General features: G+C 65.2%; 16 protein-coding genes and 1 pseudogene. 6 read left to right on the top strand and 11 right to left on the bottom strand.

Translation table 11 applies throughout. The features are described from left to right. Positions 1 to 69 precede the first annotated feature (69 nt). Positions 70 to 2550, top strand: coding sequence for a penicillin-binding protein 1A (locus FKV23_RS02960; RefSeq protein WP_141622512.1), 2481 nt, complete (start codon positions 70 to 72; stop codon positions 2548 to 2550). A gap of 138 nt (positions 2551 to 2688) precedes the next feature. Further along, positions 2689 to 3363, top strand: a complete 675-nt coding sequence (locus FKV23_RS02955; RefSeq protein ID WP_141622511.1) for a hypothetical protein — start codon at positions 2689 to 2691, stop codon at positions 3361 to 3363. Between the two features lie 140 nt (positions 3364 to 3503). Here FKV23_RS02955 and FKV23_RS17750 read toward each other — a convergent pair whose 3' ends face one another. Beyond that, entirely contained in the window at positions 3504 to 3881 is a 378-nt protein-coding gene (locus FKV23_RS17750; RefSeq protein WP_407067664.1) for a DUF4189 domain-containing protein, read from the bottom strand. A 691-nt stretch (positions 3882 to 4572) separates the two neighbouring features. Between FKV23_RS17750 and FKV23_RS17745 the strand changes: the two genes are divergently transcribed. After that, positions 4573 to 4758, top strand: coding sequence for a hypothetical protein (locus FKV23_RS17745; RefSeq protein WP_141622509.1), 186 nt, complete (start codon positions 4573 to 4575; stop codon positions 4756 to 4758). A 250-nt stretch (positions 4759 to 5008) separates the two neighbouring features. Beyond that, positions 5009 to 5890 (top strand): methyltransferase, TIGR04325 family, encoded by an 882-nt coding sequence (locus FKV23_RS02940; protein WP_167284919.1) that lies wholly within the window; start codon positions 5009 to 5011, stop codon positions 5888 to 5890. Here the strand turns inward: FKV23_RS02940 and FKV23_RS02935 are convergent. From FKV23_RS02935 to FKV23_RS02900, 8 genes are all read right to left on the bottom strand, one after another. Continuing rightward, the gene (locus tag FKV23_RS02935; protein WP_141622507.1) at positions 5866 to 7170 is read right to left on the bottom strand and encodes a citrate synthase; all 1305 of its coding nucleotides are present in this window, start codon (positions 7168 to 7170) and stop codon (positions 5866 to 5868) included. The genes FKV23_RS02940 and FKV23_RS02935 overlap by 25 nt on opposite strands. Positions 7171 to 7549: 379 nt before the next feature. Continuing rightward, a complete protein-coding gene (locus tag FKV23_RS02930) occupies positions 7550 to 7795 on the bottom strand; it encodes a type B 50S ribosomal protein L31 (protein ID WP_141625009.1) in 246 nt (81 codons plus the stop codon). A gap of 91 nt (positions 7796 to 7886) precedes the next feature. Next, positions 7887 to 8819 (bottom strand): nucleoside hydrolase, encoded by a 933-nt coding sequence (locus tag FKV23_RS02925; RefSeq protein WP_141622506.1) that lies wholly within the window; start codon positions 8817 to 8819, stop codon positions 7887 to 7889. Between the two features lie 55 nt (positions 8820 to 8874). Then, a complete protein-coding gene (locus FKV23_RS02920) occupies positions 8875 to 10002 on the bottom strand; it encodes a glycoside hydrolase family 71/99 protein (protein ID WP_141622505.1) in 1128 nt (375 codons plus the stop codon). After that, positions 9999 to 13550 (bottom strand): GH92 family glycosyl hydrolase, encoded by a 3552-nt coding sequence (locus FKV23_RS02915; protein WP_208543223.1) that lies wholly within the window; start codon positions 13548 to 13550, stop codon positions 9999 to 10001. The genes FKV23_RS02920 and FKV23_RS02915 overlap by 4 nt, the downstream gene beginning before the upstream one ends. 30 nt (positions 13551 to 13580) lie before the next feature. Further along, a complete protein-coding gene (locus tag FKV23_RS02910) occupies positions 13581 to 14858 on the bottom strand; it encodes an AGE family epimerase/isomerase (RefSeq protein WP_141622503.1) in 1278 nt (425 codons plus the stop codon). Further along, positions 14848 to 15852: a carbohydrate kinase family protein gene (locus FKV23_RS02905; protein WP_141622502.1), complete on the bottom strand. Its 1005-nt coding sequence runs from the start codon at positions 15850 to 15852 to the stop codon at positions 14848 to 14850. The genes FKV23_RS02910 and FKV23_RS02905 overlap by 11 nt, the downstream gene beginning before the upstream one ends. Positions 15853 to 15859: 7 nt before the next feature. After that, positions 15860 to 17095, bottom strand: coding sequence for a sugar MFS transporter (locus FKV23_RS02900; protein ID WP_244244081.1), 1236 nt, complete (start codon positions 17093 to 17095; stop codon positions 15860 to 15862). Here FKV23_RS02900 and FKV23_RS17095 point away from each other — a divergent pair. Then, positions 17076 to 17222: a hypothetical protein gene (locus FKV23_RS17095; RefSeq protein ID WP_167284827.1), complete on the top strand. Its 147-nt coding sequence runs from the start codon at positions 17076 to 17078 to the stop codon at positions 17220 to 17222. The two genes, FKV23_RS02900 and FKV23_RS17095, sit on opposite strands and share 20 nt — an antisense overlap. A 32-nt stretch (positions 17223 to 17254) precedes the next feature. On the opposite strand, the pseudogene FKV23_RS02895 reads toward FKV23_RS17095, so the two are convergent. Then, a pseudogene (locus FKV23_RS02895) lies at positions 17255 to 18288 on the bottom strand (LacI family DNA-binding transcriptional regulator). A 177-nt stretch (positions 18289 to 18465) separates the two neighbouring features. Then, the gene (locus FKV23_RS02890) at positions 18466 to 20880 is read right to left on the bottom strand and encodes a GH92 family glycosyl hydrolase (RefSeq protein WP_141625007.1); all 2415 of its coding nucleotides are present in this window, start codon (positions 20878 to 20880) and stop codon (positions 18466 to 18468) included. A 772-nt stretch (positions 20881 to 21652) separates the two neighbouring features. Here FKV23_RS02890 and FKV23_RS02885 point away from each other — a divergent pair. Next, positions 21653 to 24709: a TonB-dependent receptor gene (locus FKV23_RS02885; protein WP_141625006.1), complete on the top strand. Its 3057-nt coding sequence runs from the start codon at positions 21653 to 21655 to the stop codon at positions 24707 to 24709. Positions 24710 to 24747: the final 38 nt, after the last annotated feature.

Genomic DNA, 24747 nt, shown 5'->3' with positions numbered 1-24747 from the left:
CCCGGCGCTCCCGGGCGAGTCATCTATACTGCCCGCCCGTACTCATCTGCAACCCGGAACCGGATCACGATGTCACGAATTCGACGCTTGCTGCGCTGGGCGCTGGCGGCCCTGGTTGGCGCGGCGGTGCTGGCCGCCATCGCTTTGGGCATTGTGTATTACTCCATCGTGCCCAAGCTTCCCGATGTCGAGACCCTGCGCACCGTCGAGCTGCAGGAGCCGATGTACGTTCATGCGCGCGACGGCCAGCTGATCGCCCAGTTCGGTGAAATGCGTCGCGTTCCGGTGAAGATCGACGAGGTGCCGGAGCGCCTCAAGCAGGCCTTCATCGCGATCGAGGATGCCCGCTTCTACGACCACCATGGCGTCGACTACAAGGGCGTCGCCCGCGCGATCTGGCTGCTGGCCACCACCGACGACAAGCGCGTGCCCGGCGGTTCGACCATCACCCAGCAGGTCGCGCGCCAGTTTTTCCTCGACTCCGAGTACAGCTACATGCGCAAACTGCGCGAGATGCTGCTGGCGATGCGGATGGAGCGCGAGCTGAGCAAGGACGAGATCCTTGAGCTGTACCTCAACAAGAGCTTCTTCGGTCATCGCAACTATGGCGTCATCGCGGCCGCACAGTTCTACTACGGCAAGTCCATGGAAGAGCTGGACCTGGACGAGATGGCCTCGCTGGCCGGCATTCCGAAGTTCCCCTCCAGCGGCAATCCGCTCAGCAACCCCGAGCGCGCTCGCGAGCGCCGCGACTACATCCTGCAACGGATGGAGGAACTCAGGTTCGTGACTCCGGCCGAGGCCGCTGCAGCCCGGGCAACGCCCATGCACGCCGCCGCCCACGATGCCCCCATCGAGGTCTATGCTCCGTTCGTGGCCGAGATGGTGCGCCAGGAGATGGTCGCCCGCTACGGTGCCGAGGCGTTGACCCAGGGCTACCGTGTCACCACCACCATCGACCCTGTCCTGCAGACCGCAGCCGACAAGGCCGTGCGCACCGGGCTTGAGATCTACGATCGCCGCCATGGCTGGCATGGCGTCGAACAGCACTTCGAACTGGCGGCCGACGAGAATGCCGCCACCGTGGCCGCGCGCATGAGTGCCATCCCGGCCCAGGTCGACCTGGTGCCGGCGATCGTGCTGTCCAGCTCGACGGGGCAGGCTCAACTTGTCCTGCGCAACGGCAGCCTGGTCGAGGTGACCCGCAAGAACAGCTATGGCGATCGCGACCCGGGCAGCCTGCTCAAGCGCGGTGACCTGGTCCGGCTCAAGCGCACGCCGGTGGCAAGCCCCGAGGTACCGGAAGGCCTGCCGGCCCCACCGCCCAGTTACACCTATGCGCTGGACCAGGTACCGCGGGCCCAGGCCGCGCTGGTCTCGCTGGAGCCGATCAATGGCGCCCTGCGTGCGCTGTCCGGCGGATACAGCTTTGCCGGCAACGAGTTCAACCGTGCCACCCAGGCCCGCCGCCAGCCCGGTTCCGCCTTCAAGCCGTTCCTGTACGCGGCCGCGTTGGACAAGGGGTTCAACCCGGCCTCGATCGTGCTCGATGCGCCGGTGGTGTTCAGGCAACGCAACGGTACGGTCTGGCGCCCGAAGAACGCGACCGGCAACTTCGCCGGTCCGATGCGCCTGCGCGAAGCACTGGTGCAATCGCGCAACCTGGTCTCGGTGCGCCTGCTGGACGCGATCGGCGTCGAGTATGCCCGCAAGTACATCGCCAATTTCGGCTTCGAAGAGGCACAGCTGCCGCCCAACCTGTCGATGTCGCTGGGCACCGCCTCGCTGACCCCGCTGTCGGTGGCCGTGGGCTATGCCGCGTTCGCCAACGGCGGTTTCCGCATCACTCCATGGTTCATCGACGAGGTCCACGACCGCAATGGCGCGGTGCTGTTCAAGGAAACACCGGCCACGGCCTGCCCGAGCTGCGGCGTCAGTGGCAATGCAGCCGCTGTCAGCCAGGTCGTCGACGGGTTCAATTTCGGCCCGACGGCAACAGCGAGGCCTGCCGCTCCATCGCCGGATGCCGGCACCCAGGCACCGGAGGTCGACGAGAACGCCCCGCGCGCCCCGCGCGCGATCGACAACCGCACCGCCTATCAGATGGTCTCGATGATGCGCGACGTGGTCCAGCGCGGCACCGGTACAGCGGCCAGGGTGCTCGACCGCGAGGACGTCGGCGGCAAGACAGGTTCGACCAACGACCACCGCGACGCCTGGTTCTCCGGATTTGGCGGTCCCTATGTCACTACCGCCTGGGTCGGCCGCGACAACTTCCAATCGCTCGGGTACCGCGAATACGGTGGCCGTGCGGCATTGCCGATCTGGATCGACTATATGCGCGTGGCGCTGGAGGGCCAGCCGATCACACAGATCGTGCCGCCCGATGGCATGGTCAAGGTCTCGGTATCGGCCGACGGCCGGCTGCTGCCCAACGGCGGCGGTCTTACCGAGTGGGTCAAGACCGAGGACCTGGAGCGGATGCAGAGCTTCATCGATTTCAGCGACTACGACGACGAACCGGCCGAGGCGGCATTCGACATCTTCTAGCGTGATGTCCCACAAATAACCGGGAACCTCGTTGGGACACCGGGATCGCCGGGGGCGTGCTAGGGTTGTCCCGCCGGCGGCCAACGCCGGCCCCGGCGACCCTTCATCGCCGGCGTCGTGCCAACCGCGGAGGTCGCCATGCCCCACGCCCGCCAGCACGTTCATCACGCCCAAATGCACGCCCAGACCCGGACCCGCGAGCGTCGCCGGCATCTTGCCCACGAAGCTGCGCGACTGATGGCCGAGAGTGGCATGCGCGACTACCACCAGGCCAAGCTCAAGGCCGCCCAGCGGCTCGGGATCTTCGATGACGCCTCGCTGCCGCGCAACCGGGAGATCGAAGAGGCGCTGCGCGAGTACCAGCGCCTGTTTGCCGGCCCTGGCCATGCCGAAGGCCTGCGCGCCCGTCGCGAGGCTGCGTTGCGGGCGTTGGAGTTCCTGCAGGCGTTCTCGCCACGACTGGTCGGGGCGGTGCTGGATGGCATCGCCGATGCTCACTCATCCGTGCAACTGCATGCCTACAGCGACGACGCCGAAGCGGTAATGCGTTTCCTTGAACAGCACGGTATTCCGGCCGAGTCGCGCATGCGTCGGCTGCGGCTCGACCCGGATCGGACCGCCGACCTGCCGGTCTGGGTGTTCAGCGCCGAGGAGCTGACCTTCGACATCACCGTGTTGCCATTCGCCGCGCTGCGCCAGGCGCCGCTGTCGAGCGTCGACGGCCGACCGATGAAACGGGCCTCGGCATCCCAGCTGCGCGAGCTGCTGATCAAAGAGGAAATTGCCAGCTACGAGCAACAAGCCATCCGTTAAGACATCACAGCGTGACCCCACTCTTGCTTCACGGACACCCCGAATAAACAACTTCATCCGCAAACTAAGGTGAACCAGTAGTCCCTCTGTTTAATCTATAAGAGGCAAGATCAAACCTCATAGCTTGAAATCCGGCCGACTTAACATTGGTGCTGTTGCCACTCGGTCCACCTGGTGACGTTAACGCCACTGTGACTGCAATTGACAAATTGCGTTGCACATGCGCTCCCCCAGTCCGCTTCGCACGAGCGGAGCGCGTTGGCCCCCGCTTCCGCCTCGGTGCTTCCGGTATTAAGCGAATCCTTTCCGGGCACTGGAGCCCCGTTTTCGATCACTCGCGCTACCGCAGCACATTGATTGCTGTAGGACAGCATCAATCTGCACGAGCCGCCTTTGTCCTGGCAATGAGATATGACACCTTTTCTTGCCTTCCCCTTGGAAGGGTAGCCGTACGTCGTATACCAGGTAGCAGTGCGATCATCGTAAGCCAGTGCGCCGAAAGTACGCTCCACATGCATCTGATTACGGGCCACTGGCGATGTACACATCGGTATGACCACCACAGGTCTCTGAGCCTGGGCGGGTTGTGGCTGGAAAAGGATCGCTACACCCGCGATCACTGCCATAAAAGCAACGGGGATCGCAATCATCGAGTGCTTCATGCGCTAAAGCCCAAGAGCTCCTTTCAAGCGCCTCAAACTCGCCCCCTTCTCTTTGCGTGGCTGTTCGGTCTGCGCCCCATCTTCAATTTCCGCACGGGGATCACATCGAACCTTCCGGCCCACGTGATCGCCCACTGCCTCCCCCACTTGCGCGCCAATGGACGTGCCGCTGCCACCGAACTTATTGCCTATAAGTCCACCAGCAGCAATTCCTGCACCAGCTAAGGTACCGCCAGAGGAGTCCGAACAACCCGTAATATCCTCTGACTCCGACACGTGAACCTTCGGCCCGTGCACGGCGGGTTCGGTGGTGGCTTGCCCCCCTGGATCTGTGTCCTGCGCAAACGCGACGCCCGGAGTACCGATCAGTGCTACCCAGAGTAACAAGACCAGATTTCGCATCACGACATCCTCCTTAATTAATCATGCAAGCCATCCTAACTTTGATTCTATACCATCGAAAATCAGCTACCGTCAATCACTACACAACCCCGCCCCACCTCCTCGATAAAGCACTCACGCCTACAGCAACGATGCCGAAGCGGTGATGCGTTTCCTTGAGCAACACGACGTCCCGGCCGAATCGCGCACGCGCCGGCTGCGACTGGATCTGGAACGCAGCGCCGACCTGCCGGCCTGGGTGTTCAGCACCGAAGAGCTGGCATTCGATGTTGCCGTGCTGCCGTTGACCACGCTGAGCCAAGCCCGCTCTCCAGCGTCGATGGCCTGCTGATGAAGCAGGCATCGGCGGCGCAGTTGCGGGAATCGCTTGTGGCAGACGAGATCGAAGCTTACGAGCGCCCGTGACAGCGGATCATCCCGGCTTCGGCTGCTACTGGAACCCCAGCGACAGTTCAGCATTCGCAACAGCTGGCCTGGCTGAGCCGAGCGGGACGTTTGTGCAGGTAATCCCCGCCTAGGCTCGCCCGTTCAGGCACCCAGCTCCTCCGCCCGCAATGCGTATCCATATCGCCAGCCGGATCATGGAACTGCCGCTCCTCAGCCTGCTGGCGCGGCCGCTGTATCGTCGTTATTTCCGGCGTCCCTATCGGCACGGCAACATCTATCTCGGGGTCTATGACCAGTACGAGGAGGCACTGGCAGCGGCACGGGCACTCACGTCCGAACGCCTTCCGCCGACCTACGACGTCGAAGCGGCCGGCGGCTTGTACCTGTCGCAGCTCAGGCGTCTGCGCACCTGCGACTACGCGGCGCTGTTCTGGCTGGAGCAGGCCATTGCCGGCGGCACACGGCGGGTCTTCGACCTGGGCGGCCATATCGGCCTCGCCTACTATGCCTTCGACCGCTATCTCGGTCTGCCCGACGATCTCGACTGGTGCGTGCTCGATGTCCCGCAGGTCATGGAGGCCGGTCGCCACCACGCCCGCGAGCACGACCCCAAGCAGCGGTTGCGCTTCGCTACCGGCCCCGCCGATGCCGACGGCTGCGACTTTCTCCTGAGCACCGGCGCGTTGCAATACCTCGACTACAGCCTGCCCGACCTGCTCGCCGGCCTGGCGTCACCGCCTGCACACGTGCTGTTCAACCTGAGCCCGATGCATCCGCAACGGAGTTTCTTCACCCTGCAGAACCTCGGCATCGCCATCTGCCCATACCGGGTAATGGGCATCGCCGAGCTGACAGCCCGGATGCAGGCACTGGGCTACGAGGTTCGCGACCGCTGGGAGTTGCCCGAGCGCCACGTGCGCATTCCGTTCGCGCCGGAATACGCCATCGACCGCTACTACGGCTTCTATTTCCAGCGCGTGCCAGCCGGCGCCCGGAAAGCAGAACGCCCCGCGGGGCGGGGCGTTCAGGGCGACTGCCATGAGGGCGATGCTCAGCGCTTGTCGACCGGCACGTAGTCGCGGACGTCGGCACCGGTGTAGATCTGGCGCGGGCGGCCGATCTTGTTCTCCGGGTCGACCTGCTGCTCCAGCCAGTGTGCGACCCAACCGGCGGTGCGGCCGATCGCGAACATGACGGTGAACATCTCGGTCGGGATCTTCAGCGCCTTGTAGATGATGCCGCTGTAGAAGTCGACGTTCGGATACAGTTTGCGCTGGATGAAGTAGTCGTCCTTCAGCGCGGCCTCTTCCAGCTTCATCGCCACATCCAGCAGCGGATCGTCGACACCCAGTTCGTCCAGCACCTTGTGGGTCATCTCCCGGATGATCTTCGCGCGCGGGTCGAAGTTCTTGTAGACGCGGTGGCCGAAGCCCATCAGGCGGAAGCCGGACGTCTTGTCCTTGGCCTTGGCGATCGCCGACTCGACGTTGTCCGGGCTGCCGATCTCCTCCAGCATCTTCAGCACCGCCTCGTTGGCGCCGCCGTGCGCCGGGCCCCACAGCGCGGTGATGCCGGCGGCAACCGAAGCATACGGATTGGCGCCGGTGGACCCGACCAGGCGCACGGTCGAGGTCGAGGCGTTCTGCTCGTGGTCGGCGTGCAGGATGAACAGCAGGTCCAGCGCCTTGGCCACGACCGGGTTCAGTTCCAGCGGCTCGCTCGGCACCTCGAACATCATGTGCAGGTAGCGGCTGACGTAGTCGAGGTTGTTGCGCGGGAACCGGATCGGCCAGCCGATCGAATAACGGTAGGCGGCGGCGGCCAGGGTCGGCATCTTCGCCAGCAGGCGGATCGCGGCCAGGCGGCGCTGTTCCGGATCTTCCTGGTCGAGGGTGTCGTGGTAGAACGCCGACAGCGAGGCCACGGTGCCGGCCAGCATCGCCATCGGGTGGGCGTCGTACTGGAAACCCTGCAGGAAGTTCTTGAGGCGCTCGTGCATCATCGTGTGATGCGTGACCTCGTGCTCGAACGCGGCGAACTCGGCCGCGTTCGGCAGCTCGCCGTTCATCAGCAGATAGGCGACTTCCAGGAAGCTGGACTTCTCGGCCAACTGCTCGATCGGGTAGCCGCGATACAGCAGCACGCCGGCGTCGCCGTCGATATAGGTGATCGCCGATTTGCAGCTGGCGGTGGCGGTGAAGCCGGGGTCGTAGGTGAAACAGCCGGTTTCCTTCGGCAGGCGGCCGATGTCGATGCACGGCGCGCCCAGGGTCGGATGCTGTACGGGAAGGACGACGTTCTTGTCGCCGGCGGCAAGGGTGACCTCGGCAAGGCCAGACTTGGTCGAATCGGACACGGAATACTCCTCATGTCGACATGCGGGCACGGGGCCCGGGCACGTAGGGGGGACAGGATCGCAGCCGACAATGGCCGGACCACAACCGGTGAATTATCGCATAACCCTGCGCCGGCGCAGGGTTGGACCAAAGTCACAGGCGAAGGAGCCGGGGTTGGAGCAAAGCCCAAGGGCCGGGCAGAAACGACGCACCAACGCCAAAAGCCCGCCAGATGGCGGGCTATGGACCTTCAAATCGCGGGACAGCCTGTCTTTGCAGGTGCGATACGGCTGAGAAGCTTGATTCCGGCCTGATCAGCCGTTCGACTGCCGTGAAGCACTTCGCCAGGATGTTGCAACGGCAAACGTGCTCGCGCTATACGCAAGCACGTCGACCGCATTACTTCTTCGCGTAGCGGTTGCGGAACTTGTCGATGCGACCGCCGGTATCCATGATCTTGTGCTTGCCCGTGTAGAACGGGTGCGATGCGGACGAAATATCGACCTTGATCAGCGGGTACTCGTTGCCGTCCTCGAACTTCACCGTCTCTTTGCTGTCGAGGGTGGAGCGAGTCAGGAACTGGAAGTCGGTGGTCACGTCTTGGAACACGACTTCGCGGTATTCGGGATGGATGCCGGCCTTCATGGCACTCACCAATCTGAGCTGAGGGAAGCGGGGCAGTATAGCGGCGCCCCTGCCCCCAGGCAAGTACATTGATTGTCGGCCCGGCCGGTGTTCAGCCGGCCGCCACCGCCGCCCGGATCATCGCCTCGAACCGGGCCTGGTCGTAGCGCATCAGGATACGGACGTTGTCCGGCCGGCCGCTCTGGCGGCGCCAGTCGACCACGGTGGAACCGCGACTGTGACGGCCTTCCAAAGCCACCGCCATCGGACGGGGCTCGACCTGCTCCGCCCCGTCCGGCTGCAGTGCCCAGGCCATGGCCAGGGCATCGGCACAGAACCAGCGGTCGCCGCGGCGGTCCTCGGACCACTCGCGGGTCTGTCGCGACACCGCCTCATAAAACCGCGCCCGGTCGGTCGGAACCGCCAGCCACTCGCGCACCTCGGCATGGTGGAGACTGTGGGCGACGGTGGCCTCCCAGTCGGCGAGATCCGCCATCGGGAAGGCCTCGAACACGATGTGCGCGGCCTCGGGATCGAAATGGATGTTGAACTCGGCCGAGGCGGTGATGTTGCCCTGTGCGGTCACCGCGCCGCCCATCACCACCAGGCGGGCGATGCGTCCGGGCAACGTCGGGTCCAGCCGCAATGCCAGCGCCAGGTTGGTCAACGGACCGAGTGCGACCAGCACCAGTCGGCCGGAATGTTCGTGCGAGAGGCGGATGATCGCCAAAGCCGCATGCTCGGCTCCGGCTTCGCGCGTGGACGGGGTGTAGCCGGTGTCGCCGAGGCCATCCTTGCCGTGCACGTCGGCGGCATCGGGCGCGGGGTGCAGCAGCGGTGTCGGGCAACCGGCGAACACCGGCGCGTCGCTGTCGGCGACCTCGCAGATCTTCAGCGCGTTGCGCACGGTATGGCCGAGGCCGACGTTGCCGGCGGCGATGGTCAGGCCGACCACCTCGTGGCGGTCATCGTTGAAGGCCATCAACAGGGCGAGGGCGTCGTCGACGCCCGGGTCGGTATCGATCAGTAATGGAATCTTCTTCATTCACCGATTATGCGCAGATTTGGGCGGCCGGAGTACACACGGTCGGGCGACAACATCATCGTGGTGCCGACGATTGCAGGCCGGGCGGATGCTTCGACAACCAGTGACGCGTGCGCTGCAGATAATCACCAGGCGCCAACGGTGCGTAGTCGAGGTAGGTGCGTCCCCGCGCCGCATGCGGCACCGCCGGTTCGATCTGGGTGCCCTCATGCCACTCGTTGAACGAAGTGATCGCGATGTACGGCGCGCCGCTGGCCAAGGCTGCGGCGAACATTTCGTCGTAATAGCGTCCACCATCACGGTCATGGGTATTGGCGCCGTTCCACGGCCGCACCCGCGCATCGATGTAGCCGGGACCGACCGACGGCACGAAACGCAGACCATTGTCCGCCGCCCAGCGCTGCAGCGCCGGCCAGTGTTCCGGGGTCGAGCCGTAGGTGAAGCCTCGGCTGGCGAAATAGGTGTAGAACCCATCGAAGCCGCCGTCGCGGAAGAAGGCGTGCTCGTCTGCCTCGACCCAGAGCCCGATCACCTCGGCGTCGAACGCGCCGCCACGCAGGCTGAGGTCGCCATCATCGCGCAACAGCCGCGCCCAATCAGCGGCCGGGAGATGATAAGAGTCGTAGACGAAGAAAAGTGGCCGGCCACTGTCCGGGGCACGATGGAACGCAGGGTGATCCCCAAACCGCTCGACGATACGCACGATCGCCGCGCGCGCGGCAACGATGTCAGGACGTGCGGCCGGTTCGATCTGGAAACACACGCGCAGGCCATGGCGCGCGGCGGCATCGAACAAGAGCGGCAGACTGCGCGCACTCGGGTCATCCTCGCCCAGCCAGGTCACCGCGACGATGCCGATGCCGGCCTGCGCGATCATCCGCATGTGCGCCTCGACCACGGACGGATCGGCGCTGGAGTACTCGCCCAGCGCGGGATAGAAATCAGCGGCGATATCGCCATTGCCGGGAATGTCCGGCCGATCGGGATCGTCCGGGTTGAACTTGAGCACCGGATGCGACCAGTGCAGGCGTTCTCCGTCGATCTCAGGACTGCCATACCAGTTGTAGTAGAAAACGATCGCATGCGGGTTCACCGCCACGGCTGTCGGTGCGCGCGGGTTGCTGACACAGGCAGCCAGCAGCGCCGCCAGCGCCAGCAGCAAGCCGGCACCTGTCCGGCTCATCGCGCCGGGCCCGGGTCCAGCGGACGCATCTCCGGCATGCCGAGCAGCTCGATCTCGGCCAGCGAGAACTGTTGCGGGTCGCTGGCTTCGGTGATGACGAGCCGGTAGTGGCGATACTTCGCGGAGGCATCGAGTCGGAACGGCCGGGTGTAGCGCGCCCACTCGAAGCTCTCGCCGCTGCGGCGATCCAGTTCCTGCCAGGTGCTGCCGTCGTCGGAACCTTCGAGGATCCAGCCGGCCGGGTGGCCGCCGGTGCTGCCGGAGGTGAGCGTGTAGAAGCTCATCGCCACAGCCGGTGTCGCGTCGAATGCATATGTCACCGACGCCGGCGGTGCGCCGGTGAAGACGACCTCGGTACGCGAGGTGTTGTCGAACAGGTCACCTGCTTTCACCGCGGACACGCTTGCCGAGACAGTACCGCGGCCAGGGCCGGTAAGGTCGGCCAGCGGCGCTGGGGGCGCATCGCCCGCAGTCAGCGATGGCGGCAGGGCCGACGTTTCGCTGCCCCACGTGCCGGGTTCGGCCCCCATCTTGAAGTCGATGCGTCCGCCCTCGGCCAGCAGCCTGTGCGGGATGACGGTGCGGTTCCAGACCTTGCCATTCACGGTGACGCCGGTTACGTAAATGTTGTCGCGGCTGTTCTCCGGCGCGCTGATCACCAGCTTCCTGCCGTTCTCAAGGTGCACGGTGGCCCGGGTGAACAGCGGCGAGCCGATCACCAGGTGCTCGCTGCCCATCTGCAGCGGATAGAAGCCTAGCGCGGCGAACAGCCACCACGTCGACGACTCGCCATTGTCCTCGTCACCGGGATAGCCCTGGCCGATTTCCGAGCCGACGTACATGCGGGCCAGGGTTTCGCGGACGATTTCCTGCGTGCGCCAGGGCTGACCGGCGTACAGGTACATCCATGGCACGTGGTGGGCGACCTGGTTGGAGAAGCCCCATTGGCCCATGCGCACATCGCGGGCTTCGACGATTTCGTGGATCACCCGGCCGTAGGAGCCGGGATAAGCCGCAGTCTCGGGCGTTGAGAAATACTGGTCGAGCTTGCGCGCCAGACCGTCACGGCCGCCATAGAGATTGGCCAACCCCTGGCCGTCGTGCGGCACGAGAAAGGCGAAACCCCATCCGTTGGTTTCGGTGTAGTCGTGGTCGTGGCCCCAGACCTCGGGGTTGTAGTCGCCTGCGGCCGACTTCCACGTGCCGTCGATCGAGCGGCCCTGGAAGAAGCCGATCGCCGGGTCGAACATGTGGCTGTAGTTGAGCGCGCGGCTGCGGTAGTACTCGCTCTCGGCCTCCAGCCGGTCCCGCGCAACGGGGGCCGCCGGATCTTCCGCCATCGCCGCCAGCATGTTGGCGATGCCGTAGTCGTTGATGTAGCCCTCCAGCGCCCAGGAAACGCCCTCGCCCACCGAGCTCGGCACGTAGCCGATGAACGGCGCCACGTCCATGCCCTTGCGGCCGATGTTGTCGTTCGGCGGCACGACGGCGGCGTTCTTGATCATCGCCGCGTAGGTGGAGGCGACGTCGATGCCCTCGACCCCTTTCACGTACGCGTCGGCGAACGAGACGTCCGAGCTGGTGCCGGTCATCAGGTTGGCATAGCCGGGCGAGGACCAGCGGGGCACCCATCCACCATCGTGGTAATGCTGGACGAAGCCGTTGACCATCTCCGCGGCCTGACGGGGCGCAAGCAGCGAATAGGCCGCCCATGTAGTGCGGTAGGTGTCCCAGAAGCCGTTGTTGACGTAGACCTTGCCGTCGACGACCGGCGCGCCGGTCTGCGTCTCGGTCGTGCCTTCGGCGATGTCGTTGCTGGCGGAGGACTGCACCGCGTGCTTCCAGACCGGAGCCTGATTGTTGCCGACATTCTCATGCCCGGCGTTCGGGTACAGGAACAGGCGGTAGAGGTTGGAGTACAGCGTAGTGAGCTGGTCCGGGCTGGCACCCTCGACCTCGATCACGCCGAGTTTTTCGTCCCAGGCCTGCCGTGCGCGCTCGCGCACGTCCTCGAAGCTGTCGCTGTCGGCGATCTGCAGCGCGAGGTTGTGCTTCGCCTGTTCGACGCTGATCAGCGAAGTGGCGATGCGCATCGTGACCGAGCGGTCCACGCCGACATCGAAACGGTAGTAGCCGGGTACGTTGACCCGCGGCCCCTGGTCCTTCGGCCCATCGGTGGCAACCAACTTGCCGCCGGCGGCGACCGGGCGGTCGAACTTCGCGTAGACGAACATGCGGCCGGCGCCATTGGACAATCCGCTGCGGGTGTCGGTGTAGCCGGTCAGCTCGCTGCTGTCGGGCGACAAGGACAAGCCGCCGCGGTCGTCGACGTTGTCGAAGATCAGGCTGGCGTCGTCGCCGGGAAAGGTGAACCGGAACATGGCTGCGTGATCGGTCGGCGCGATCTCGGCGACGATGCCGTTGTCGAGCTCGACGCGGTAATGATGCGGCCGGGCGACTTCGTTCTCGTGCCGGAACGACACCGCGCGATCGGCGCGGTTGGCGCTGGGCTCGCCGTTGGCGATCGACGGCATCACCTGGAAGGTCTGCCGGTCACCCATCCACGGGCTGGTCTCGTGGCTCAACGTCAGCGCCTGCAGCCGCGGCAGGTTCCGCTCGTCGTTGCGCTTGCTGTACTCGTAGAACCAGCTCAGTGAACCGGCGTCGGTGACCGGCGCCCAGAAGTTGAACCCGTGCGGCATCGCGGTGGCGGGGATGGTGTTGCCGCGCGAGAAGGCACCGCTGGAATTGGTGCCGCGGGTGGTCAGCACGTGGTCGCTGGGACGCTTCGGCGTTGCAGCAACCGGCACATCGGCAGCACCGCCGTCGAAGAGCCGGATATCGTCGATCCATCCACGGAAGGTGGCGGGGCCGAACGGTGCCTCGATGCCGACCAGGATCCGTTCGATCGTCTTGCCCGCGGCCACCTCGCCGATGCGCGCCTGCTTGTGGTTCCACTGATTGGTGTAGAGGGACTTCGACGCCCCCTGCCCGCGCGGCGACAACATGAAGCCGTGCTGGTCCAGCGCGCCGAGGTCGGACAGCCAGGTGCCGTCGGAGAACGCCAGGTCAACGGCGACGTAGGTGCTGGGATAGCGCGGAGCCTGCTCCAGACCCGACCCGGAGTCGCCATCCATGAACCGCGGGAAGATCCGGTAGGACAGCTCCATCGCAGCCGTCACCGGAATGCTGACTTCGAATACCGCATGCAAGGCATGCCCGCCGTCACTGCCGTTGATTCCCCCGGCGTACTCAAGCGAGCGCACGCCGGTGAATCCCGCCTGCGTCCGGGCGGTGTACGCGGCGTCGGGGCCATCGGCGTGGCGGAGAGCCATGTCCACGTCCTTGGCCCGTTCGATCCGGCCTTCGATGAGCGCGGGATCGCCGTCTTCGAAGGACGACCAGAAGTATTCCGTCGCCGGCGCGGCGGACGGTGCGGCCGGAGCTTGCGCTCCGGACTGCGGCGAGCATCCGGCGAATGCAACGGCGAACAGGGCCACGCCGGTCGCGGCGCGCCAGCGGGGAGAACGGAATGGCGTCGAGATCATTGGACTGCTCGCTCCGGGCATGCGGCGACCTCAGCGCAATACGTTCAGCACTTCGTGGCAGGCGCCCATGGTGTGGTAGTCGGTCTTGCCGGCCGGGCTCTTCTCGTCGCCGTACTTGCGGTTGTCGGCGTCGAGGATCCGGTACCAGGCACCGTGTTCGTGGTCGACCATGTGTGCCCACGCGTAGGCCCACAAGCGGTCGTACCAGTCCCAGTACTTCGCCTCGCCGGTGCGGTGCGCAAGCAGCGCGGCCGCGGCCAGGGATTCGGCCTGGACCCAGAAATACTTGTCGTCGTCGCAGGCGTAGGCCGCGCCCTCGACCCGGGCGCTGCCGCTGGCGGCGTCGCGCAGGCCCTCGTACGCGAACCCGTAGACCATGCCGCCGCGTGCGTCGTCCCATGAATGCGCGAGCGCGGTGTCGAACAACCGGCGTGCGGTCGGCACCAACCATTCGACCTCCTCGCCCAATCCAGAAACATGACGGTCGAGGATCAACAGCAGCTTGGCCCATTCGGTCTGATGGCCGGGCTGGAAACCCCACGGGCGAAACAGGTGCTTGGGGTCGTCGAGGTGGTAGGTCCAATCGACCTTCCAGTCGGCGTCGTAATGCTCCCAGACCAGGCCACCGGCCTGTGCGGCCTGGCGCCGGGTCATGTGGTCGGCCAGCAGCAGCGCGCGGTCGAGGTAGCGGTGTTCGCCACTGGCTTCGTACGCGGCCAGCATCGCCTCGCACATGTGCATGTTGGCGTTCTGGCCACGGTAGTCGCTGAAGTTCCAGTCGGCGTCGGCCTCATCGCGGTACAGACCGGGGCCGGGTTCCCAGAAGTGCGTTTCCAGCAATTCCCAGGTCTCGTCCATCCACGCGCGCGCTTCCTCGATCCCGACCTTGAGCCCGCACGAATACGCGAGCAGCACGAAGGCGACCCCGTAGCAGTGGTGGGTCGCGTCCTCGACCTTGCCGTCGCGCAGGGTCCAGGCGTAGCCGCCGGTCTCCGGGCTGCGATGGGCCGTACGCAGATAATCCAGGCCGTGGCGCACGGAAGCGAGGTACTGCTTGCGCAACGCTTCGTCCTCGCCGAATTCGCGCGCAGCCATCGCGTAGTTGAAGACGAAGCGGGTGCTGCTGACCAGGTGACGGTGACCGCGGTCGTAAACCGTGCCATCGTCCTTGAAGTAGTGGAAGAAACCACCGTCCGGATCGATACAGCGCGGATGGTAGAACGCCATCGTCTTCGCGATGTGGGCGCGCAGTACTTCGGGGGACCGGAAGTCGGGCATGGTTTCAGGCGGCGTGATTTCAGGCGGCATTCTCGTACTGATCCTTGAGCAACTGCTGTACTTCGGCGCGTTCCGGCATTGCTGCGAACGCACCGCTGCGGGTCACGGCGAGCGCGCCGACCGCGGCGGCGAAACGCAGCGTACGTTCGACCGCGTCGCGATCGTGGACGAATCCAGGCAGGCGCTTGGCATCAACGCCGATCTCCGCCAGGTGGGACAAAAGGCCGCCGACGAACGCATCGCCGGCCGCGGTGGTATCGATCGCCTTGACCCGGAATCCGGCCAGTTCGCCACTGTCGTTGCGGCTGTGCCAGCGCAATGGCGCGCCACCGTCGGTGATGATTGCCCAGTGCGCGGCACCGGAGAACAACCGGTCCAGTACCGCGCGCTCGCCCGCCTCGCCGCCACCGAAACCAGCCGCAAGGTATTCGAGTTCGTTGCGCGCGAGCTTGACCACGTCGGCGGCCTCCAGCGCCTGCCACAGGCGCGGACGCGGATCGACGCCCACAGGCCAGAGTACCGGGCGCAGGTTGAGATCCATGCTCACCAGCACGCCGCTGTCGCGCGCCATCTGCATGCCATGCAACGTGGCCTCGGCGATCGCTTCCTCGGTCAGACTGTTGGAACAGACATGAAACGCACCGGCGTCGGCAAAGCAGCCCGGTTCGAAGTGCCTGGCGCGGAACAGCAGGTCGGCCGCCGGCGGGCGATAGAAGCTGAAGCTGCGTTCGCCCTCGTGGTCCAGCGCGACGAAGGCCAGCGCGGTTCGGGCCGCATCGGTGCGCACGACATGATCGGTACCGACACCCGCCGCCCGAAGGCTTTCAAGCAGGAAGTCGCCGAACATCTCGGCCCCGAGCATGCCGACGAACTGCGTCGGAACCCCGAGCCGGGCCGCCGCCACCGCGACGTTGGCGGGCGCACCGCCGGCATGCTGGACGAACGTACGCGGGGTATCCGGCGTCGCCACCGGCCCGGCGTAGAAGTCGATGAGGGCCTCGCCGAAACAGATGATCGTGTGCATGCCGACCTCAGCCCTGCCCACCATTGATACCGCCCAGGCGCGAACCTCGCCAGCCGTACCAGAGGATGTAGGCGTAACACAGGATCGAGACGAAGAACGCGTACTGCAGCGCCCGCGTCTCGCTGGCGGTGTGCGCATTGAAGATGTCGACGAACAGGCCCTGCAGCGGCGGGATCACCGCGCCACCGACGATCGCCATCACCAGCAGGCTGGATGCCTTCTCGGTCATGGGCCCGAGACGCTCGATGGCGAGGGTGAACACGGTCGGGAACATGATCGAGTTGAACAACCCGACTGCGACCACACTCCACAGCGCGACATCGCCCAGGGTGTTCATCGTCACCAGCAGCAGGACGATATTGATCGCCGCGGCCATGGGCAACACCTGACGTGGGTTGGCGCGCATCAACAAGGCGGCACCGGCGAAGCGGCCGATCATTGCCGCGCCGTGGTAGTAGGACAGGTACAGCGAGGCATCGCGCCCGCTCATCGCGCCGATGTCCGGCCGCGATACGTAGGTGACCATGAAGTGGGCCACGGTGACCTCGACGCCCACGTAGAAGAATATCGCCAGCACCCCCCAGCGCACGTGCGGCAGGCGCAGCACCTCGCCGAAACCATGTGGCCGGGAGTCGGCCTGCTCGGTCGCCTCGAACAGCGCCGGCAGGCGGAAGAAGTACACTGCGGCGGCGAGCGCCAGCAAGGTCGCAGCCACGCCGATATAGAGCGGTTGCACGGTCTGCACCCGTTGTTCGGCCGGCAATGACGCCAGTTGCTCGGCGCTGAGCAGGGTCGCGCTGAAGATCAGTATGCCGGCCACGTACGGGCCGATGGTGTGGCCGAGCGAGTTGACGGCCTGGGCGAAGTTGAGCCGGCTGGCGGCGCGCTGTGGCGCACCCAGCAGGCTCACGTAGGGGTTGGCCGCGACCTGCAGTACCACCACCCCGGTGGCGAGGATGAACAGTGCCGGCAGGAACAGGTTGAACGACGCCATCTGTGCCGCCGGCAACACCAGCATTGCACCGGCGCCGGCGATCAGCAGGCCGATCATGATGCCGTGCTTGTAGCCGACCTTCGCCACCAGGCGTCCAGCCGGTAGTGCCATCACGAAATACGCGCCGAAGAAAGCCGAGTCCAGCAGCATCGAGCGCGCGTGGGTCAGCTCGAACACCGATTGCAGGTGCGGGATCAGCACCCCGTTGAGTTCGGTGATGAACCCCCACATGAAGAAGATCGCGGTCATCGCGATCAATGCCATGCGCGTGCTGTTCACGGGCGTGGCGGCGGCCGGCGGGCTTTCGATTTGGGCAGGCGTGCTCATGCGGGAGGACACTCTCTCTCGGTCGGGTGCCGTTTCAATGGCGTCTTGATGGAGGGCTGTTGAATGGAAGACGGATCCGGCTCATTGCCGCGACTCCCCGCAGCTGCCACGGACCATCAATTGCACCGGTGCGACTATCCGGCGCGGCGCGGCATCGGGGTCGCTCACCCGTTCGAGCAGCAATTCCGCAGCCAGGCGACCGCAGGCGCGCGGTTGCGCAGCCAGGGTCGTCAAAGGCGGGGTGGACAGCGCAGCCTCGTTGATGTCATCGAAGCCGGTCACGGCAAAATCGCGCCCCGGGTGCACGCCACGGGCACCAAGGCCGAGCATCAGGCCGAGGGCGACGTTGTCGTTGTAGCAGACCGCCGCGGTCGAACCGGGCGCCCGCTCGAACAGCTCGGCGGTGCGCGCGGCGGCATCGACACGGGTCGGACTGGATTCGATCAGCCAGGTGTCTTCCGGCTCGATTCCTGCCTTGCGCATCGCTTCCAGATAACCCTGGCGGCGCTGCCGGCACGAGCTCGAGTCGGCATGACCGCCGAAGAACGCGATACGGCGATGGCCGCGTGCAAGCAGATGTTCGGTGGCCAGGCGTGCGCCGCGCTGGTTGTCGAGGGCGAGGAAATCCCAGTCGTGGCCGGAAAGCTCCCGGTTGAACACCAGTACCGGCATGCGCGCGCCGAGCAGTCGCTTCAGCTCGGCGCCGTCGCTGTGCTCGGCCGGCGACAGGATGATCCCGGCCGGGCATGCTCGACCAGCGAGGCCAGCACCGCCTCCTGCCGCTGCGGCGATTCGGCGGTGCTGCCTAGAAGGGTTACGTAGCGACCCTCGCCCAACGCCTCGTCGACACCGGCAGCGAACTCGGCGAAGAACGGGTTGGACAGATCGTTGATCACCAACGCCACCGACGATGAGGTCTGCCGGCGCAGGTTGGCCGCGGCACGGTTGTAGACGTAGCGCTGGCGCTTGAGTTCGGCCTCGACCCGGGCACGCGTGTCGGCATGGACCAGCGGGCTGCCGCGCAGCACCAGCGACACGGTCGCTCGCGAAACCCCACAACCCTTGGCGATGTCGGTGACGGTGACGGCCTTGCGTCTGGACCTGGTTGCAGTCATCGGAGTCTCCTTTCTACGTGTCCTTGGATACAACCGATTATTGCCTATCTGGATCGATTCAATATTGTCCCTGCGGGCGGCATCGCTGCGCCCCCTGCCCCGGCCGCGCCGTCGCACGGTCCGCCATGGGCTCGCAATCAGTCGCCGGCTGCGCGTCGCTGGGCTCATGTCGATCTGTCAGCGCCTGGCATCCGCTGCCGAAGGGCAGGCCATCGCCGGCGTGGCGGACGTGGCGACACCCCAATCCGACGGCTCGCTGCCGAGTACGAAGCCCAGTTCGCCGCCTTCGCGCAGTTGCGACCAGTCCAGCCACACCTGGTCGACCGGCTCGCCGTTGAAGTGCACACGCTGCGGGTACTGCAACGCATTGCCACCCGCACCCGGTGCGACCACGCGCAATGTCTTGCCATCACCGAGGTCGAGCTCGACCCGCTCGAAGCGCGGCGCATGCAGCAGCAACTCACCACTGCCCGGCATCAGCGGATACAGGCCGATTGCAGTGAACAGGTACCAGGCCGACATCGTGCCGAGGTCATCGTTGCCGGTGACGCCATTGGGCGCATTGGTGAACAGCGTCTGCGCGGCGCGCACCACGATCGCGGTCCTGGCCGGCTCGCCGAGCATGGTGTACATCCATGGCACGTGCATGGTCGGCTCGTTGTTGGGATTGAAGCGGAACTGCCCGTAGTAGTCATAGGGGCCGGCGACCCACTCCGCGCGCGCCCGCTGCGGGTCCTCGCGCAACACGTCGAGGGCGAAGAAGGCATCCAGGCGCTCGAGGGTGCGCGCCCGCCCCCCCATGGCCTCGGCCAGACCCGACGCATCCTGCGGCACCAGCCACTGGTACTGCCAGGCGGTGCCCTCATGGAAGCCGTAGTGCGAGCGCGGGCTGTAGAGGCCGGTCGGCGGTGTAAACCAGCGCCCACCCTCCAGCCGCGGTCGCGGGAAGCCGGTGAAACCGCTTTCCGATTCCTCCAGCGCCGGATCCCAGACCTCACGCCAGTTGCCACCGCGCCGGCGCAGGTCGGCCGCGTCCCCGGCATGGCCCAGCGCCTCGGCCATCTGCGACAGGGCACAGTCGGCGACGGCGTACTCGAACGTTGCCGAGCCGGCATGGTGCGGATCCACGTCCATGCCCTTGGACGGGAAGGCGCGGTCGAACTGGACGAAGCCGTTGGCGAGGTAGCTCGGATTGCCGCTGCGACCGGCATGGCGCGAGTTCAGCGGCGGCACTTCGTAGGCATTCTGGCGAAGCGCCGCCCAGGCCTGCGCTTCGCGCCCTTCCAGCGCACCAAAACGCCACAGGTCGACCAGGAATGGCGTGACCGGATCGCCGGTCATCACATTGGTCTCGAAGTTCGCGTAACCCCAACGCGGCAACCAACCACCCTGCTCATGGATCGCCAGCACCGAGCGGGCGATGTCGCGGGACCGCTCCGGTCGCAGGATCGCCAGCAGCTGATTCTGCGACCGGTAGGTGTCCCAGAGCGAGAAGTACTCGTAATAGGTCCAGCCGTCAGCGACGTGGATGTTGTCGTCGTAGCCGCGATAGCGGCCGTCGGCGTCGTTGCCGGTCAGTGGTTGCAACAGGGCATGATAGAGCGCGGTGTAGAACACCGTGCGGTCATCGCTGCTGCCACCCTCGATCCGCACCGAAGCCAGTTCCTTGCGCCAGGCATCCTGGGCCGTCTCGCGCATGGCATCGAAACCGATCAGCTTGCCGTTCTTCATGCCATCGGCGCGCAGGTTGATGCGTGCGCCCTCGGCATCGACGTGCGAGATTGCGCTGATTGCGGTCACCGCCCTGCCCTTGGACAGGTCGAAGCTGAGCCAGGCGCCGTTCCAGGGATCATGCTCGCCTTCCATGCTGAAGCGCGAGCCGGCCGTGCCGCCGGCCTGGCCCCAGGTGCCGAACGACTTGAACGGGCGGTCGAACTCGATCCGGAACCAGGTGCTGTACTGGTGCCCGCCACAGAAGCTCATCGTGGTGACCTTGCCTTCCACCGCGCGGTCGCCGACCACCTCGATGGCGCTGCCGATGACGCGATGCCGTGCATTGGCCTGGCTGACGTTGACCAGCACGTGGCCTTCGGTCTCGTCCGCGGGAAATGTGTAACGCTCGGCCGCGGCGTGGGTCAGCGCGGTCGCCTCGGCATCGATGCCCGCATGCGGGCCATAACCGGTATCGGTCAAGCGGACCTTGTAGTAGCCCGCCTTGCCAATCTCGCCGTCGTGGGTGTAGCTGGCGCCGTACTTGCGGTGATCGAAAGTGGCGGCCTCGGTGGTATCGAAGGTGGCGCCCGGGCCAATCGTGCCGACCACCGGCAACACCGAAACCTGCCCGCCCTGTTCCCAGCAGCCGGCGCCGGAGATGAAGGAATGGCCGAAGCCGTGGATCTTCGGGTCGTCGTAGCGCCAACCCGAATAGTGCTCGCCGATCGGCGAAACCTGGATCAGGCCGAACGGCGCCGACGCACCGGGGAAGGTGTTGCCGTCGTCCTTGCTGCCGATGAAGGTGTTGACCATCGTGGCCAGGTCTTCGACTGATGAGGCCAGGGCCGGCAACGGCAGCGACAACGCGGCAACAAGCATGAGCGCACGCAGGCCACGGGCGGGGAAGGTCGACGAAAAGTTATCGGGCACGGCTCGGCTACCTCTGTATTTCGGGCGGTTGCAGGCAGCCGCCGCATTCGGATCGTCCACGGGCCACTGCTGCAGCCTGCGGTTTCAAGCGTGGGGGAAGAAAAACGAGCCCGGTGCGGGACCGGGCTCCAACCCGAGGGAGGGGAAAGTCCAGATTTGTCACGATCTAAAGTTCCATTCCGATGAGGGCGACAGCCTGTGCTGCCGTTCGACTTCCTGCCTAGATCGATCTAAATCAATCATAGCCGGGACAGCATTGCATTCTGCAGTGCAGCATGAGGTGGTCCATCGGCCGGGCTTTGTCCCGCTGTTGTCGGGGCATGGACGCACGCCCCCAGACTCCCGAAATGACAGCGCGCGATACCTGTCAGGCTTCGGTCAGCAAGCTGGATCGATACAACTCCTGCCTTGAGGCAACACGGTTCCGTCCATCGAGGACTCCACCTGGGGATAGCACCGCAACAGGAAATCATGCTGCGCGGCAACATGCACTGCCGTCCGAGTCGTGCTAAATCTCTGCCCGCGCAATCTTGGATCGATCTAAGCAGCTCGCAGCCACCATGGGGGATTCCATACCGACTGCCAACCGGACGGCGTCGGGCTTGCATGCTCAAGGTCAGGTATCCCACAAACTCGCGCCGTCTTTGAATTAGATCGATTTAATTTGCTATCGCCGTTCAAGGATGCCCATCAAATTCCTGCGGAGGGAGGCATTGAGATGATGAAATACCAGCGGCACACCCCGACGTTGCTCGCGCTTGCGCTCGCGACTTCGCTTTATGGTCCGGCTGCGATGGCCCAGGCCCAGGAGCCGTCATCGGTAGATGACGCCAACGAGCAGGCCACCGATCTCGACGCGGTTACGGTCACCGGCTATCGCTACGCGATCGAGAAGAGCCTCGAGCAGAAGCGCAACGCCAACGCGATCGTCGACGTCATCACCGCCGAAGACGTCAGCAAGTTTCCCGACAAGAACGTCGCCGACGCGTTGCAGCGCGTGCCGGGCGTGATCATCACCCGCGACGGCGGCGAAGGCCACAGAGTCCAGGTCCGCGGCCTGCAGCCGGACCTCACCCTGACCCAGCTCAACGGCAACTACATCGCCTCGTCCGAAACCAACGACGAGGCATCGCGCTCGTTCAACTACGCGCTGATGCCGGCGCACATGCTGGGCAGCGCGGAACTGTTCAAGACCCCGGAAGCGCGCCTCGACGAGGGCGGCATCGGCGGCACCGTGATCCTGCACAGCCGCCGTCCGCTGGACATGGAGCCCAACTCTGGCTTCGTCTCGGCCGAGGGCACCTACTCCGACACCAGCAAGACCACCGACCCACAGCTGTCGGCGATGTACTCCTGGCACAGCGAGGACAATCGCTTCGGCTTTCTGGTGAACGCAACCAAACAGAAGCGCACCAACCGCAGCATCGGGGCAAGCACCGAGAACTGGATCTGGTACAGCGATGACAACTCGCGTCCCGCGGTCGACGTCAACGGCAACGCGCTCGACCCGCAACCGGCAAAATGGTGGGGTGGCTCGGGTTTCAACGACCAGCACGGCAACCACTATTCCGATTTCTTCATGCCGACTTCGGTCAATTTCGGCATCCGCGAGGAGGAGCGCGAGCGCACCGGCACCCAGCTGACCTTCCAGTTCAGGCCGACCGACGACCTGACCCTGACCGCCAACTACTTCCGCTTCGACTTGCAGGGCGATTACGTCTTCAACCAGCTGAAGATTCCGGAATGGAACCTCGCCCGCATCAACTGGGACGGCAACTGGCCGGGCGGCCGCCTGCTCAACGGGTTGACCTTCGACCCCAGCGGCACCATCGTCACCGGCGCGGAATACGAGAAGATCGCCGGCAAGCAGTACTACTGCAGCGAAGCGGAGGCCGCGGCAGGTGGGCAAGCCCCGGGCGGCTGGGGTCCGGACGATTGCACCGTGCCGACGCCGCAGCTCACCGGCACCTACAGCCGTGAGAAGACCAAGTCGGAGACCTTCGACATCGGGATGGAGTGGAACGCCGGCGACCTGCTGCGCATCTCCGCCAAGGGCGGCCGGACCAAGTCCTCGGGCGGCCCGTCGATGAACTTCCGAATGTCGGCCAAGCCGCGCCGCTTCGTCGACGGCGCATGGCAGGCCGGCAACACCTACAGCGCCTGGGACCTGAGCGGCACGCCGACAGCGACGTTCTCGCCCGACCTGCAGGAGATGCTGATGTCCGGCATCGCCGAGATCGACATCGGTTCGACCGACTCGTCCTGGATGGAAACAGATCTCTCACAGGACTACTTCCAGATCGACGTCACCAGGCTGTTCGAAACCGGCTGGCTGGAATCGCTGCAGTTCGGCACCAAATTCCGCGATGGCAAGGTTCATCGCAATACCGGCAACACCTATTGGGTCTGTCAGGGCGAGGACCCGACCGATTACGACAAGCGCTACCAGACCGGCTGCGATCCCGAGGCGGGCATCGCCCAATCGGGCTTCTTCCTGTCCCGGCCGATCACCAACATTCCGGGTGGCTTTAATGCCAACGTCTTCCCGGGCATCAACTACCCGGCCTATATCGACCATCTCAACAGCCGCTACGGCGGCGCCCAGCGCCGTCGGGAGCCCGACTTCATCTACGACGTCAGCGAAGAAATCCACGCCGGCTATCTGCAAGCCAATTTCCGCACCGACCGTCTGCGCGGCAACCTCGGCGTGAGGGTGGTGCGCACCAACCAGAAGGCTCAATCCACCGACTCTGTCGAAAGGTTCCTGTACCTGCTGGAGAAGGACGCGAGCGGCAATCTGCTGCCATGCGACGCCAACAACCCGCCACCCGGACGGCAGTGCCAAGGCGGCTACGTGTGGGCAGATGCCCGTGAGAAGACATTCGCACTCGCATCGCTGGACAAGAGCTACACCGACGTCCTGCCCAGCTTCAACATCGCCTGGGACATCACCTACGACCTGGTGTTGCGCGGTGCCGCGTCCAAGACCATCGCACGGCCAGCCTTCTCGAACATTGCCCGCCCCGGCGGCCTGCAGTTCTACACCGAGGAATACAGCAATGACCGCGGTGTGATCGGCGGCAGCGTCAATCCTGGCTGGTACGGCAACGGCAGCAACAAGGGCCTGGAGCCGTTCGAGGCCACCCAATACGATCTCGGCCTGGAGTGGTACTACCAGCCGGGCGCGGTCGTCGGCGTGGGCCTGTTCCACAAGGACGTCAAGAACTTCACCGTGCCGGCGGTCTTCGATCAGCAACTGGATATCGATGGCGAAACGGTGACGGTCCAGGACTTCTCGACCCAGGTCAACGGCCGCGATGGCATCTCGCAGGGTGTCGAAGTGTTCGCGCAGCACAGCTTCGACTTCGGCCTGGGCTTGCAGGCCAACTACACCTACAACAAGACCAACGAGGCCGCCGTCGTCCTCCCCGACGGCAGGGAGATCGGCAAGTCGCCGCTGATCGGCAGCGCGAAGACCCAGGCCAACTTCACGGTGTTCTACGAAACCGGGAAGTTCCTGGCGCGTGCATCGTACAACCGTCGCGGCGAAGTGGTGGGCGGCCTCCACAACGGCCAGAACCTCTACACCGAGCCATACCAGCAGATCGACCTGAATGTCGGCTACAACATCCTGGAGAACCTGGCATTGACCGGTTCGGTGTTGAACCTGACCAAGGAGGAGTCGCGCACCCACCTGGGCAACGACACCAAGGCCCGCCTCTGGTCCAACGGTTACTCCGGTCGCATCTACTACCTGGGCCTGACCTACAAGTTCTGAGCCCCCCTGCCCCCTCGTGCCCGATGGCAAGAGGGGGT

This window comes from Lysobacter alkalisoli (genome assembly GCF_006547045.1).
Classification (GTDB): Bacteria; Pseudomonadota; Gammaproteobacteria; order Xanthomonadales; family Xanthomonadaceae; genus Marilutibacter; species Marilutibacter alkalisoli.
This window is presented reverse-complemented; position numbering and strand designations above follow the sequence as displayed.

Excerpts from the sequence above, each read along its gene's own strand:
- FKV23_RS02885 (WP_141625006.1), top strand. The coding sequence starts at position 21,653 with ATGAAATACCAGCGGCACACCCCGACGTTGCTCGCGCTTGCGCTCGCG.
- FKV23_RS02925 (WP_141622506.1), bottom strand. The coding sequence starts at position 8,819 with ATGAAGAAGATTCCATTACTGATCGATACCGACCCGGGCGTCGACGAC.
- FKV23_RS02890 (WP_141625007.1), bottom strand. The coding sequence starts at position 20,880 with ATGCTTGTTGCCGCGTTGTCGCTGCCGTTGCCGGCCCTGGCCTCATCA.
- FKV23_RS17750 (WP_407067664.1), bottom strand. The coding sequence starts at position 3,881 with ATGCATGTGGAGCGTACTTTCGGCGCACTGGCTTACGATGATCGCACT.
- FKV23_RS02920 (WP_141622505.1), bottom strand. The coding sequence starts at position 10,002 with ATGAGCCGGACAGGTGCCGGCTTGCTGCTGGCGCTGGCGGCGCTGCTG.
- FKV23_RS02940 (WP_167284919.1), top strand. The coding sequence starts at position 5,009 with ATGGAACTGCCGCTCCTCAGCCTGCTGGCGCGGCCGCTGTATCGTCGT.
- FKV23_RS02910 (WP_141622503.1), bottom strand. The coding sequence starts at position 14,858 with ATGCCGCCTGAAATCACGCCGCCTGAAACCATGCCCGACTTCCGGTCC.
- FKV23_RS02900 (WP_244244081.1), bottom strand. The coding sequence starts at position 17,095 with ATGACCGCGATCTTCTTCATGTGGGGGTTCATCACCGAACTCAACGGG.
- FKV23_RS02915 (WP_208543223.1), bottom strand. The coding sequence starts at position 13,550 with ATGATCTCGACGCCATTCCGTTCTCCCCGCTGGCGCGCCGCGACCGGC.
- FKV23_RS17095 (WP_167284827.1), top strand. The coding sequence starts at position 17,076 with ATGAAGAAGATCGCGGTCATCGCGATCAATGCCATGCGCGTGCTGTTC.
- FKV23_RS02955 (WP_141622511.1), top strand. The coding sequence starts at position 2,689 with ATGCCCCACGCCCGCCAGCACGTTCATCACGCCCAAATGCACGCCCAG.
- FKV23_RS02905 (WP_141622502.1), bottom strand. The coding sequence starts at position 15,852 with ATGCACACGATCATCTGTTTCGGCGAGGCCCTCATCGACTTCTACGCC.
- FKV23_RS02960 (WP_141622512.1), top strand. The coding sequence starts at position 70 with ATGTCACGAATTCGACGCTTGCTGCGCTGGGCGCTGGCGGCCCTGGTT.
- FKV23_RS17745 (WP_141622509.1), top strand. The coding sequence starts at position 4,573 with ATGCGTTTCCTTGAGCAACACGACGTCCCGGCCGAATCGCGCACGCGC.
- FKV23_RS02930 (WP_141625009.1), bottom strand. The coding sequence starts at position 7,795 with ATGAAGGCCGGCATCCATCCCGAATACCGCGAAGTCGTGTTCCAAGAC.